This is a genomic window from Pseudomonas sp. NBRC 100443, from assembly GCF_030268185.1.
Taxonomy (GTDB): domain Bacteria; phylum Pseudomonadota; class Gammaproteobacteria; order Pseudomonadales; family Pseudomonadaceae; genus Pseudomonas; species Pseudomonas citronellolis.
Genome location: NZ_BSQE01000004.1, coordinates 296,515 through 308,619, shown reverse-complemented (window position 1 = coordinate 308,619; position 12,105 = coordinate 296,515). Strand labels below are relative to the sequence as shown.

The following is a 12,105-nucleotide window of genomic DNA, read 5'->3' as shown; positions in this document are numbered from 1 at the left end:
GAATAACGAGTATGGACAGGCCGCGGGGAGCCGCCATCAACCTTTGGTCGTAAGCCGGCGGCGCCTTCCCGGGAGACCGCGCCCCGCGGCCGAACCGGCTGCCCTGGCAGCGGGCACAGCGTCGCCCAGGTCAGCGAGGCCCGGCGCCGATTGTCGAGTCACTCCGGACAGCGCGGCTGGCGGAACTACACTCAGCTTCCCCCAACACAGACACGGGTGTCGCGCCATGCACATACTCGTTCGTCCGTCGGCCGGCGCCCAGGGCAAGCGCTGGCAGGTCTGCCTCGATCAGTTCGCCGTGGACTTCCGCAACGAGCAGGAGGCGCGGCACTTCGTCAGCACCCTGGAGGCCCGCCTGCGCGCGCCCCACGCGCTGCCGCGCACGGAGCAGCCGCTGGCCACCTGAAGCGCCTCAGACGCTGCGCTCGCTGATCTGCCCGGTGTACCAGCCCAGCAGCGCCGCGCAGCCGCCGCAGGTCGTGATCACCAGCGCCATGGGCAGCGCGCTGCCGTCGTGCAGCACCCCGACCAGCGCCGAGGCAGCCGCCGCCACCGTGAACTGCAGGCTGCCCATCAGCGCCGAGGCGCTGCCGGCGTGGCTGCCCTGCCCGGCCATGGCGCAGGCCGAGGAGTTGGGCAGCAGGAAGCCCAGGCTGGCGATGGCGCCGAACAGCGGCATCAGCAGCGGCCACAGGTGTTCCGGGCGGTACAGGGTGACCGCCAGCAGCGCCAGGCCGCAGAAGAAGTACACCCACACCGCGCGGCGCAGCCAGAACCCCGGCCCGCGGTAGCGCAGCAGCCGCGCGTTGACCTGGGCCATGAGGATGAAGCCGGCGGCGTTGCTGCCGAAGATCCAGCCGTAGTGTTCCGCCGGCACCTGGTAGAGCTGGATGAACACGAAGGGCGAGCCGGCGATGTAGGCGAACATCCCGGCGATGGCCACGCCGCCGGTCAGCGCATAGCAGAGGAAGGCGCGCTCGCCCAGCAGCCGGCGATATTCCCCCAGGGCGCCGGACAGCGGCGGCCGCGGGCCGGCGGGGATGGTCTCGGGCAGCCACAGGGCGATGGCGCTGCCGGCCACGGCGCTGAACGCCACCAGGCAGAGGAAGATCGACTGCCAGCCGAACAGCCCCAGCAGCGCGCCGCCGCCCAGGGGCGCGAGGATCGGCGCCAGGCCCATCACCAGCATCAGCTGCGAGAAGGCCTTGGCCGCCGCCACCGCATCGCACAGGTCGCGCACCACCGCCCGCGAGATGACCATGCCGGCGCAGCCGCCCAGGGCCTGGACGAAGCGCGCGCCGATCAGCCAGTGCAGGTCCGGCGCGAAGGCGCAGGCCAGCGAGGCCGCGGTGAAGATGATCACCCCCAGCAGCAGCGGCAGGCGCCGGCCGTAGCGGTCGGCCAGCGGGCCGTAGAGCAGTTGGCCGATGGCCAGGCCGGCGAAGTAGGCCGACAGGCTCAGCTGGATGTGCTCGACGTCGGTGCCGAAGGCTGCGGCCAACGCCGGGAAGCTGGGCAGGTAGAAGTCGATGGCCATGGGGCCGAAGGCGCTCAGCGCGCCGAGGATCAGCAGGATGCGAAAGGTCATGGAACACCGTTGGCCCCGTCGCCTGACGGGGCCTGGAAAGATTCGGGCAAGAATTGCAAGCAGGCTAACGAAACGCCGGCAAGCATATCAATTCGCCGGCCCCGGGGCAGGGCCGGAAGAGGAAATTTGCGAGTTGGCTTCAGGCGCCGACCAGGCGGCCGGCGCCCGTACCCGTCAGTGCGCCGGCCCCTCCCCCTGGGCCGCTTCGGCAGCCGGCTGGGCCTTGGTCTTGCGCTTGCCCAGGCGTTCGGCGGCCGATTCCACCAGCATGTAGAACATCGGGATGAGGAAGGTCGCCAGCACGGTGGCCGCGAGCATGCCGCCGATCACCCCGGTGCCGATCGAATGGCGGCTGGCCGAGCCGGCGCCGCTGCTGATGGCCAGCGGCACCACGCCGAGGATGAACGCCAGGGAGGTCATGACGATCGGCCGGAAGCGCAGTTTGGCCGCCTCCAGCGCCGCCTGCAGCGGGCTCAGCCCCTGCTCCTCGCGGACCATCACGGCGAACTCGATGATCAGGATGGCGTTCTTCGCCGCCAGGCCGATCAGCGTCACCAGGCCGACCTGGAAGTACACGTCGTTGCTCAGCCCGCGCAGCCAGATGGCGAGGATGGCGCCGAACACCGCGAAGGGCACCGCGGTGACCACCGCCAGCGGCAGGGTCCAGCGCTCGTACTGGGCGGCGAGGATGAGGAACACCAGGATCAGGCCGAAGACGAACGCCGTGCTGCCCGAGCCCTGGGTCTCCAGCTCCTGGTAGGCCGAGCCGATCCAGGTGAGGAAGTAGCTGTCGCCGAGGGTCTGGTCGGCCACTTCCTGCATCGCCGCCAGGGCCTGGCCGGAGCTGTAGCCCGGCGCCGGGCCGCCGAGCAGCTTGGCCGCGGGGAACACGTTGAAGCGCGCGTAGGAATCCGGGCCGAGGGTGCGCTGCACGCTGACCAGGGCCGACAGCGGCACCAGGTCGCCGCTGGAGGAGCGCACGTACACCTGGGTCAGGTCCTCGGGCTTGCGGCGGAAGTCCGACTCGGACTGCAGGTTGACCTTCCAGGTCCGCCCGTAGAGGGTGAAGTCGTTGACGTAGTAGGCGCCGAAGGTCGCCTGCATGGCGGTGAACACATCGTTGATGGCTACCCCCAGCGAACGCGCCTTGGTGCGGTCGAGGTTGATGAAGTACTGCGGCACGTTGGCGTTGAAGGTGCTGGTCACCCCGGCCAGTTCCGGGCGCTTGGCCGCCGCCGCCATGAACTTCTGCACCATCTGTTCGAGCTGCGCGGAGGTGCCGCCGCTACGGTCCTGGATGTACGCCTCGAAGCCGCCGGTGGTGCTCATGCCGGTGATCGGCGGCGGGTTGAAGCTCATCACCACGCCATCCTGCTGCCTGGCGCCCATGGCCATGAAGGTGCGCGTGAGGTTGCGCGCGTCCAGCTCGGGGGTCTCGCGCTCCTTCCAGTCCTTGAGGGTGACGAAGGACACTCCGGCGCTGGTGGTGTTGGCGTTGGTGAGGATGTTCAGGCCGGCGAAGGTCAGCACGTCCTGCACCGCCGGGTGCTTCTCCAGCTGCTGCGAGACGGCGTCGGTGAGCGCCTCGGTGCGCGACAGCGAGGCCGCCGGCGGCAGCATGTAGGCGTTGATCACGTAGCCCTGGTCCTCGTCGGGCACCAGCGAGCCGGGCACCCGGCCGAACAGCAGCAGCATCAGCGCGATCATCCCGCCGAACACCAGCAGGCCGATGAGCACGCGCTTGAGGAAGAACTGCACGCCGGCGCCGTAGGCCGCGGTGGCCGCGTCGAACATGCGGTTGAACCAGCGGAACGGCGCCGCCGGTTCCTTGTGCTCGGGCTTGAGGATAAGCGCGCAGAGCGCCGGCGAGAGGGTCAGCGCGACTATCCCGGAGATCACCACCGAGACCGCGATGGTGATCGCGAACTGCTGGTACATCTGCCCGGCCAGGCCGCCGAGGAAGCCCACGGGGACGAACACCGCGCAGAGCACCAGGACGATGGCGACGATCGGCCCGGTCACCTCCTCCATGGCCTTGATCGCCGCCTCCCGCGGCGGCAGCTTCTCGGTGCGCATCACCCGCTCGACGTTCTCCAGCACCACGATGGCGTCGTCCACCACGATGCCGATGGCCAGCACCATGCCGAACAGCGTCAGCAGGTTGATGGAGAAGCCCAGCAGGTACATGCCGGCGAAGGTGCCGACCAGCGACACCGGGATGGCCAGCACCGGGATCAGCGTGGCGCGCAGGTTCTGCAGGAAGATGTAGACCACCAGCATCACCAGCACCAGAGCCTCGAAGAAGGTGTGCACCACCTCCTCGATGGATACCTTGACGAAGGTGGTGGTGTCGTAGGGGATCTTGTAGACGACGCCTTCGGGGAAGCGCTTGGCCAGCCGCTCCATGGTGGTTTCCACGGCCTCGGCGGTGTCCAGGGCGTTGGCCCCCGGCTGCAGGTAGACGCCGAAGGAAGCGTTGAGCCGCCCGTTCAGCGTGGTCTTCATCGAGTAGTCCTGGGCGCCCAGCTCGATGCGCGCGACGTCCTTCAGGCGCAGGCTGGCGCCGGTGCTGTCGGTGCGCAGGATGACGCCCTCGAACTCCTTCGGGTCGGTGAAGCGGCCCTGGGTGCTCACCGTGTAGGTGAAGTCCTGCGGGGTGTTCAGCGGCTCCTTGCCGAAGTTGCCGGCGGCGAACTGCGAGTTCTGCTCGCGGATGGCGTCGACCACGTCGCTGGGGGTGAGGTTGTACTGCGCCAGCTTGTCCGGGCGCAGCCAGATGCGCATGGCGTAGTCCTTGGAGCCGAACTGGGTGACGTCGCCCACGCCGGGGAGGCGCTTGAGCTCGTCGATGACGTTGATCAGCGCGTAGTTGCTGATGAACACCGGGTCGCGCGAGCCGTCCGGGGAGAACAGCGTCACCACCTGGAGGATGTCGGCGGACTTCTTCTGCACCTTCACGCCCTGCCGGCGCACTTCCTCCGGCAGCTTGGCCAGGGCGGCCTGGACCTTGTTGTTGACGTTGATGGTGGCCTGGTCCGGGTCGGTGCCGACCTTGAAGTACACGGTCAGGCTCATGGCGCCGCTGCTGTCGGAGTTGGACAGCTGGTAGATCATGCCCTCGACGCCGTTGATCTCCTGTTCCAGCGGCGCCGCCACGGTCTCGGCGATGACCTGCGAGCTGGCGCCGGGGTAGGAGGCGGTCACCGAGACCTGCGGCGGCAGGATCTCCGGGTACTGCGCCACCGGCAGCGCGCGCAGGGCCGCCAGGCCCGCGAGCAGGATGACGATGGAGATCACCATGGCGAACACGGGGCGGTCGATGAAGAAGCGCGAGATCACGATGGCCGCTCCTTCAGGACTGGGCTGGCTGGGCGGGGGCCTGCTGCGCCGGCGCGGCCGGCGCCTCGACGGCCTTCACCGGCTGGTCCGGGCGGACCTTGGGCAGGCCGTCGACGATCACCCTGTCGCCGTCGTCGACGCCGGAATCGACTATCCAGCGCTGGTTGACCACCTGCGAGGTGGTCACCTGGCGCACGCGGGCGAAGCCGTCCTTGTCCACCACGTAGACGAAGGTGCCGCGCGGCCCCTGGGCCAGGGCGCGCTCGGGCACGGTCACCGCGGCCTTGCGGACGATGCCGGTGACCACCACGCGGACGAACTGGCCGGGGATCAGGTGGGTTTCCGGGTTGGGCACCACGGCGCGGGCGTTGATGGTGCCGGTGCCGGTGTTGACGAAGCTGTCGGTGAAGTCCACCACGCCGTCGATGGGATAGCGGCTGCCGTCGCCGAAGAAGATCTGCGCGTTCAGCTTGCCGTGCTCGGGCAGCACCAGGCGGCCCTGCTGCACGCCCTCGCGCAGGCGCGCGGCCTCGGTGTCGGAATAGGCGAAGTTGACGTAGATGGGGTCGAGCTGGGTCAGCTCGGTGAGCAGGCTGGTGTTGGGGTCGCTGGCGGTGACCAGGCTGCCCTCGGAGCGGGTCTCCTTGCTGGCCATGCCGGAGATGGGCGCCTTCACCGTGGTGTAGTCCAGGTCGATCTGCTTGGCGTCGACGTTGGCCTTGGCCGCCTCGACGTCGGCCTTGGCCTGCTCGTAGTCGGAGGTGTAGCGGTCCAGCTCGCTGGCGCTGGCGAAGCCCTTGCGCTGCAGCTCGCGGATGCGCTTGAGGTCGCGGTCGGTCTGGCGGTAGCGCGCCTGGGCCTGGGCCAGCGCTCCCTTGGCCTGGCCGAGGGCGGCCTGGTAGGGGCGCGGGTCGATCTGGAACAGCACCTGGCCCTGCTTCACCGGCCGGCCTTCCTCGTAGGTGCGCTTCTGCAGGATGCCGCTGACCTGGGCGCGCACCTCCACCTCGCGGTAGCCGGCCGCCCGCGCCGAGTATTCGAGGTTCAGCGGCAGGCTGGCGCTCTTGGCCACTTCCACCGTGACCTCCGGAGGCGGTGGCGCCGCGCTCCCCTCGTCCGCCAGGGCCGGTAGGACAGACTGCGCGGCAACCAGGGCCCACAGGGCCAGGGCGGCAGGCAAGCGCGGGGTGAACGGCATAGAACCTCTCCATGGAAAATGTCGACTAGGACGATTCGGCACGCTGTCGGGGGATAACTGCCATCCGCCGGTAACTCACGGTTCCCGCTCGAAATTTCAGTAAACTGCGGAAATACCAGTGAGCCTAGCCCGTATAGCAAACCGCGCCATGAGAAGAACTAAAGAAGATTCGGAACGGACCCGCCAGACGATCCTCGACTCGGCGGAGGCGCTGTTCCTGGAAAACGGCGTTTCCAGCACCAGCCTCGAGGAGATCGCCCGCAACGCCGGGGTGACGCGCGGGGCGGTGTACTGGCACTTCGAGAACAAGGCCCACCTGTTCAACGAACTGCTAGCCCAGGTGCGCCTGCCGCCGGAACAACTGGCCTTGCGCCTGTCCGGCTGCGACGGGGTGGACCCGCTGCAATCGCTGTTCGACCTGTGCGTGGAAGTGGTGCACAGCCTGGCGCAGAACGCGCAGAAGCGCCGCGTGCTGACCATCCTGATGCAGCGCTGCGAGTTCACCGAGGAACTGCGCGAGGCGATCCTCCGCCACAACGCCTTCATCCGCCAGTTCATCGACCTTTGCGAGCAGCTCTTCGCCCGCGACAAATGCCAGGTGCGGCTGCTGCCCGGGGTGACGCCGAAGACCGCCTCGCGGGCGGTCCACGGCCTGATCCACGGGCTGATCAACGACTGGCTGCGCGACCCGCAGCTGTTCGACCCGCTACAGGACGCCGAAGCGCTGCTCGAGCCGCTGTTCCGCGGCCTGATCCGCGACTGGAGCCAGGCCGGCGCGGCTCAGGCCAGCGCGGCCTCGTAGCCCTCCTCGCGGATCGCCGCCAGCACCTCTTCGGCCGCCAGGCGGCTGGCCACCCGCACCTCGCCGCCGGCCAGGTCCACCTGGACCTCGGCGGCGCCGTCGCGGGCCTGGATCGCCTGGGTGATGGCCCGCACGCAGTGGCCGCAGGACATGCCTTTCACACTGAACGCTTGCATGGTCGAACTCCTCGGTTGGCTTGACGATGGGCGCAGTGTCGACCTTGCCACCGTGGCAAGGTCAAGCCCCCTGCGGCGCCACGCCGCGGGCTTGCCCCCGGCGGCGCCCTCGGCCAAGCTCTGCGCATCCGAGTCCTGCCGGGAGCCCCCCATGCGCCGCCTGCTCCGCGCCCTGCCCTGCCTGCTCTGGCCCGCCCTGGCCCTGGCCGCCGACCCGCCGACGGTGCAGGCCTGGCCACAGCAGGAGCCGCCGCCGCCCGGCTATGCCGTGCTCAACATCAGCCGCCAGGGCCTGCAGAGCGGCAGCGCCTGCGACATCGACCTCTACGTGCGCGGCGAACTGCTGGCGCGCCTGCAGCCCGAGGGCACCGTGGCGCTGAACCTGTCCCCCGGCGAGGTGCCCATCCGCCTCGCCGTCTCCGCCACCGGCGCCTGCCGCGACGGCATGCAGCAACTGCAGGCGCAGACCCTGCGCCTGCGCGCCGGGGAGATCCGCAGCTACCGCATCGGCTACCGCGAGGGCGGGCTGTTCCTGACGCCGGTCAACGTTCCCTGAGCGAGGGCTTGACCTTGCCCTCGTGGCAAGGTTCATCCTCGCAGCATCGTCGGATCGTGACCGCCGCGCCCGCCGGAAGCGGGCGGCGGACATCAGGAGGATCGTCCATGAACAGCCCCATCGAGCTCGACCTGCCGGTGACCGGCATGACCTGCGCATCCTGCGTCGGCCGCGTCGAACGCGCCCTGAAGAAGGTGCCCGGGGTGCTCGCGGCCAGCGTCAACCTGGCCAGCGAGCAGGCGCGGGTGAGCGTCGACTCGCCCGAACAACTGCCGGCCCTGGTGGCCGCGGTGGAGAACGCCGGCTACCAGGTGCCCAGCCACAGCCTGGAGCTGGCCATCGACGGCATGACCTGCGCCAGCTGCGTGGGCCGCGTGGAGCGCGCGCTGAAGAAGGTCCCCGGGGTGCGCGAGGCCAGCGTCAACCTGGCCAGCGAGCGCGCCCGCCTGGACCTGCTCGGCCCGGTGGACCCGGCCACACTCATCGCCGCGGTGGACAGGGCCGGCTACCACGCCCGCCTGCTGCAGGCCGAACGCCCGGCCGAGGACCCGGCCCTGGCGCGCCTGGCCCGCGAGCGCTGGTTCCTGCTGACGGCCATCGTCCTGGCCGTGCCCCTGGTGCTGCCGATGTTCGCCGAATGGGCCGGGCTGCACTGGATGCTGCCGGCCTGGGTGCAGTTCGCCCTGGCCACCCCGGTGCAATTCATCATCGGCGCGCGCTTCTACGTCTCGGCGTGGAAGGCGGTGCGCGCCCGCAGCGGCAACATGGACCTGCTGGTGGCCCTGGGCACCAGCGCCGGCTACGGCCTGAGCCTGTACCTGTGGCTGAGCGCCGCCCCCGGCGCCATGCCGCACCTGTATTTCGAGGCCAGCGCCGTGGTGATCGCCCTGATCCTCCTCGGCAAGTACCTGGAAAGCCGCGCCAAGCGCCAGACCGCCGCGGCCATCCGCGCCCTGGAGGCGCTGCGCCCGGAACGCGCCACGCGCATCCGCGACGGCCACGAGGAAGACGTCGCCATCGCCGAACTGAGCCTGGGCGACGAACTGCTGGTGCGCCCCGGCGAGCGCTTCCCGGTGGACGGCAAGGTGCTCGACGGCCGCAGCCACGCGGACGAGGCGCTGATCACCGGGGAAAGCCTGCCGGTGCCCAAGGCCCCGGGCGACAAGGTGACCGGCGGGGCCATCAACGGCGAGGGCCTGCTGACCATCCGCGCCACCGCCCTGGGCGGGGAAACCGTGCTGGCGCGCATCATCCGCCTGGTGGAAGACGCCCAGGCGGCCAAGGCGCCGATCCAGAAGCTGGTGGATAAGGTCAGCAACGTCTTCGTCCCGGTAGTGATCGGCATCGCCCTGGTCACCCTGGCCGGCTGGCTGCTGGCCGGCGCCGGCGTGGAAACCGCACTGATCAACGCCGTGGCCGTGCTGGTCATCGCCTGCCCCTGCGCCCTGGGCCTGGCCACGCCAACGGCGATCATGGCCGGCACCGGCGTGGCCGCGCGCCACGGCATCCTGATCAAGGACGCCGAGGCCCTGGAAGTGGCCCACGCGGTGAGCGCCGTGGCCTTCGACAAGACCGGCACCCTCACCTCGGGCACGCCCAGCCTGGTCCACTTCGCCGTGGCCGAAGGCGAACCCGACGCCGCCCTGGCCCTGGCCGGCGCCCTGCAGCGCGGCAGCGACCACCCGCTGGCCAAGGCGGTGCTCAGCGCCTGCGCCGAGCAGCACCTGCGCGTGCCCCTCGTGAGCCACAGCCAGGCCCTGGCCGGGCGCGGCATCCAGGGCCAGGTCGGCGAGCGCCTGCTGGCCCTGGGCAACCGCCGCCTGCTCGACGAACAGGGCCTGGCCGCCGGCGAACTGCAGGCCAGCGCCACGGAATGGGAAGGCCAGGGCCGCACCCTGTCCTGGCTGCTGGAACTGCAGCCGCAGCCGCGCCTGCTCGGCCTGTTCGCCTTCGGCGACAGCCTCAAGCCCGGCGCCGCCGAGGCGGTACGGGCATTGCGCGAGCGCGGCATCGACAGCCACCTGATCACCGGCGACAACCGCGGCAGCGCGCGGGTGGTGGCCGAAGCGCTGGGCCTGGACGACGTCCACGCCGAAGTGCTGCCGGCGGACAAGGCCGCGGTGGTGGCGCAACTCAGGAGCGGCGGCAAGGTGGTGGCGATGGTCGGCGACGGCATCAACGACGCCCCGGCGCTGGCCGCGGCGGACGTCGGCATCGCCATGGGCGGCGGCACCGACGTGGCCATGCACGCCGCCGGCATCACCCTGATGCGCGGCGACCCGCGGCTGGTCCCCGAGGCCCTGGACATCGCCCGGCGCACCTACGCGAAGATCCGCCAGAACCTGTTCTGGGCCTTCATCTACAACCTGGTCGGTGTGCCCCTGGCCGCCTTCGGCCTGCTCAACCCGATGGTCGCCGGCGCCGCCATGGCCGCCTCCAGCGTCAGCGTGGTGAGCAACGCCCTGCTGCTCAAGCGCTGGAAACCGGCGCACGGCGCCAACGCAAAGGGAGACGGCGATGAACATCGGTGAAGCGGCGAAGAAGAGCGGCCTGTCGGCGAAGATGATCCGCTACTACGAATCCATAGGCCTGCTCGCCCCGGCCGGCCGCAGCGCCAGCGGCTACCGCCACTACAGCGAGCAGGACCTGCACCGCCTGGCCTTCATCCGCCGCTCGCGGGACTTCGGCTTCTCCCTGGAAGAAGTCGGCCGCCTGCTAGCCCTCTGGCAGGACCGCCAGCGCGCCAGCGCCGACGTCAAGGCCCTGACCGGCCAGCACATCGCCGAACTGGAACGCAAGATCGCCGAACTCAGCGCCCTGCGCGACACCCTGCAGGAACTCCACGACCACTGCCAGGGCGACCACCGCCCGGACTGCCCGATCCTCAAGGACCTGGAGTCGGGGAGTTGCTGTCACTGAAGTCCCCCTGCTGTCCCAACGGTCTTGCCGGCTGCGCCGAGGTGCTCTTCGTAGGATGGGTTGAGCTTGCGAAACCCATGCGGTCGCGGCGATGGGTATCGCTTCGCTCAACCCATCCTACGACGGCGTTCCTCCTATGGTTGATCGGCGGTAGGGCGTATAACCGTTCGCGGTTATACGCCGCCATCCTGAACTCCATGGCCATCCGATCGGCGGATAACGCTTCGCGTTATTCGCCCTACGTCCACATGAAGCACAGCATTTCCCCGTAGGAGCGAGCTTGCTCGCGAACGGTGTTTACCGGCAGCAGCTGTGTTTCGGATTGACTCCGCTCCCTCTCCCCAGCCCTCTCCCTGAAGGGAGAGGGGGCTAGGCCGTGCCGAGAGCAGGCATAGTTTCAGCCGGAAACCACCGCGCTTGCCGGCTGACTCGGGAAAACCAGATCGCACCGAACGGTCCCCTCTCCCTTCAGGGAGAGGGTTAGGGAGAGGGCGCTCTTCAGGGCCAGCACCAGAGCAACCTCACCACACCATCACCATAAGGCCTGGCCCTGAACCAAGGTCAGCCACGCACCTGCGCCACCGCCCCGCGCCGCCACAACGACGCCGGCAGCACCGTCACCGCCAGCCCCACGAAGACCAGCGCGCAGGCCAGCCAGTCCTGGGCGGTGAGTCGTTCGCCCAGCAGCAGCCAGCCGGACAGCAGGCCGGAGACCGGCACCGCCAGGGCGAAGGGGGTGACCTGGCTGGCCGGGTAGCGGCGCAGCAGGAAGCTCCACAGGCCGAAGCCCACGGTGGTGGCGAGGAAGGCGATGTACAGCAGCGCGCCCATGCCTTCCCAACTGATACCGGTCAGCGCCGTCGAGATGGCTTGCGGGCCTTCGAAAATCCACGACAGGACCAGCAGCGGCAACGGCGGGATCAGGCTCACCCAGCTGATCAGGCGCAGCATGTCGCTGGCCCCGGAGCGCTTGGTGGCGATGTTGGAGAAGGCCCAGGCCAGGGCCGCGGCCATCACCAGGGCGAAGGCCAGCAGGCTGTCGCCCAGGGGGCGTTCCAGGCCGATCAGCAGCAGGCCGCCGGCGGCCAGGGCGAGGCCGGCCAGGGCGCGGGCGCTGGGGCGTTCGCCGAGGAAGGCGGCGGCGATCAGCACGGTGAAGAACACCTGGCTCTGCAGCACCAGGGACGACAGGCCGGCGGGCATGCCCAGGTGCATGCCGACGAACAGCAGGCCGAACTTGACCACCCCCAGCAGCACGCCGATCTGCACGATGCGCCAGAACGGCGCCGGCAGCGGCCCGCGCAGGAATACCAGCGGCAGCGCCGCCAGGGCGAAGCGCAGGGCGCAGAACAGCAGCGGCGGGAAGTCGTGCAGGCCGACCTTGATGATGACGAAGTTGACGCCCCAGATCAGCGTGACCAGCAGGGCGAGGAGGACGTGCGGCAAGGGCATGGCGGTGCTTCCGGGTGGGATCGGGCCACGCTAGCAGGGCCGCGGCGGGCTGTATGTACACAGTTGCCGCGCAAA

Annotated in this window: 10 protein-coding genes; 5 read left to right on the top strand and 5 right to left on the bottom strand. The window is 69.8% G+C overall.

Annotated elements, in window-relative coordinates; translation table 11 throughout:
- Positions 1–226 precede the first annotated feature (226 nt).
- A complete protein-coding gene (locus QSJ95_RS07675; protein ID WP_285641294.1) occupies positions 227–406 on the top strand; it encodes a hypothetical protein in 180 nt (59 codons plus the stop codon).
- A gap of 6 nt (positions 407–412) precedes the next feature.
- Here QSJ95_RS07675 and QSJ95_RS07670 read toward each other — a convergent pair whose 3' ends face one another.
- The 3 genes from QSJ95_RS07670 to QSJ95_RS07660 form a co-directional block, all read right to left on the bottom strand.
- Positions 413–1,588: a multidrug effflux MFS transporter gene (locus tag QSJ95_RS07670; RefSeq protein ID WP_043273176.1), complete on the bottom strand. Its 1,176-nt coding sequence runs from the start codon at positions 1,586–1,588 to the stop codon at positions 413–415.
- A gap of 174 nt (positions 1,589–1,762) precedes the next feature.
- On the bottom strand, positions 1,763–4,927 hold the full coding sequence (locus QSJ95_RS07665; protein ID WP_285641291.1) for an efflux RND transporter permease subunit: 3,165 nt from the start codon (positions 4,925–4,927) through the stop codon (positions 1,763–1,765).
- Between the two features lie 13 nt (positions 4,928–4,940).
- Positions 4,941–6,125 (bottom strand): efflux RND transporter periplasmic adaptor subunit, encoded by a 1,185-nt coding sequence (locus QSJ95_RS07660; protein ID WP_074985008.1) that lies wholly within the window; start codon positions 6,123–6,125, stop codon positions 4,941–4,943.
- Positions 6,126–6,273: 148 nt separating this feature from the next.
- Between QSJ95_RS07660 and QSJ95_RS07655 the strand changes: the two genes are divergently transcribed.
- Complete coding sequence (locus QSJ95_RS07655) at positions 6,274–6,927, top strand: TetR family transcriptional regulator (RefSeq protein WP_285641288.1); 654 nt, start codon at positions 6,274–6,276, stop codon at positions 6,925–6,927.
- Here QSJ95_RS07655 and QSJ95_RS07650 read toward each other — a convergent pair.
- Positions 6,906–7,103, bottom strand: coding sequence for a heavy-metal-associated domain-containing protein (locus QSJ95_RS07650; protein ID WP_009616013.1), 198 nt, complete (start codon positions 7,101–7,103; stop codon positions 6,906–6,908). The genes QSJ95_RS07655 and QSJ95_RS07650 overlap by 22 nt on opposite strands.
- 151 nt (positions 7,104–7,254) lie before the next feature.
- On the opposite strand from QSJ95_RS07650, the gene QSJ95_RS07645 reads away from it, so the two are divergent.
- From QSJ95_RS07645 to cueR, 3 genes are all read left to right on the top strand, one after another.
- Positions 7,255–7,659 carry a hypothetical protein gene (locus QSJ95_RS07645; protein WP_009616012.1) on the top strand — a complete coding sequence of 135 codons (405 nt, stop codon included), beginning with the start codon at positions 7,255–7,257 and terminating at the stop codon, positions 7,657–7,659.
- A gap of 107 nt (positions 7,660–7,766) precedes the next feature.
- Entirely contained in the window at positions 7,767–10,190 is a 2,424-nt protein-coding gene (locus QSJ95_RS07640) for a heavy metal translocating P-type ATPase (protein ID WP_285641285.1), read from the top strand.
- Positions 10,177–10,578 carry a Cu(I)-responsive transcriptional regulator gene (cueR, locus tag QSJ95_RS07635; RefSeq protein WP_009616010.1) on the top strand — a complete coding sequence of 134 codons (402 nt, stop codon included), beginning with the start codon at positions 10,177–10,179 and terminating at the stop codon, positions 10,576–10,578. Before QSJ95_RS07640 ends, cueR begins: the two co-directional genes overlap by 14 nt.
- 561 nt (positions 10,579–11,139) lie before the next feature.
- Here the strand turns inward: cueR and QSJ95_RS07630 are convergent.
- Complete coding sequence (locus QSJ95_RS07630; RefSeq protein ID WP_009616009.1) at positions 11,140–12,030, bottom strand: EamA family transporter; 891 nt, start codon at positions 12,028–12,030, stop codon at positions 11,140–11,142.
- Positions 12,031–12,105 lie beyond the last annotated feature (75 nt).

Bases quoted from the DNA above. Each gene is read 5' to 3' on its own strand.
- QSJ95_RS07645 (WP_009616012.1), top strand. From the start codon at position 7,255: ATGCGCCGCCTGCTCCGCGCCCTGCCCTGCCTGCTCTGGCCCGCCCTG.
- QSJ95_RS07675 (WP_285641294.1), top strand. From the start codon at position 227: ATGCACATACTCGTTCGTCCGTCGGCCGGCGCCCAGGGCAAGCGCTGG.
- QSJ95_RS07655 (WP_285641288.1), top strand. From the start codon at position 6,274: ATGAGAAGAACTAAAGAAGATTCGGAACGGACCCGCCAGACGATCCTC.
- QSJ95_RS07670 (WP_043273176.1), bottom strand. From the start codon at position 1,588: ATGACCTTTCGCATCCTGCTGATCCTCGGCGCGCTGAGCGCCTTCGGC.
- QSJ95_RS07660 (WP_074985008.1), bottom strand. From the start codon at position 6,125: ATGCCGTTCACCCCGCGCTTGCCTGCCGCCCTGGCCCTGTGGGCCCTG.
- QSJ95_RS07640 (WP_285641285.1), top strand. From the start codon at position 7,767: ATGAACAGCCCCATCGAGCTCGACCTGCCGGTGACCGGCATGACCTGC.
- QSJ95_RS07650 (WP_009616013.1), bottom strand. From the start codon at position 7,103: ATGCAAGCGTTCAGTGTGAAAGGCATGTCCTGCGGCCACTGCGTGCGG.
- QSJ95_RS07630 (WP_009616009.1), bottom strand. From the start codon at position 12,030: ATGCCCTTGCCGCACGTCCTCCTCGCCCTGCTGGTCACGCTGATCTGG.
- cueR (WP_009616010.1), top strand. From the start codon at position 10,177: ATGAACATCGGTGAAGCGGCGAAGAAGAGCGGCCTGTCGGCGAAGATG.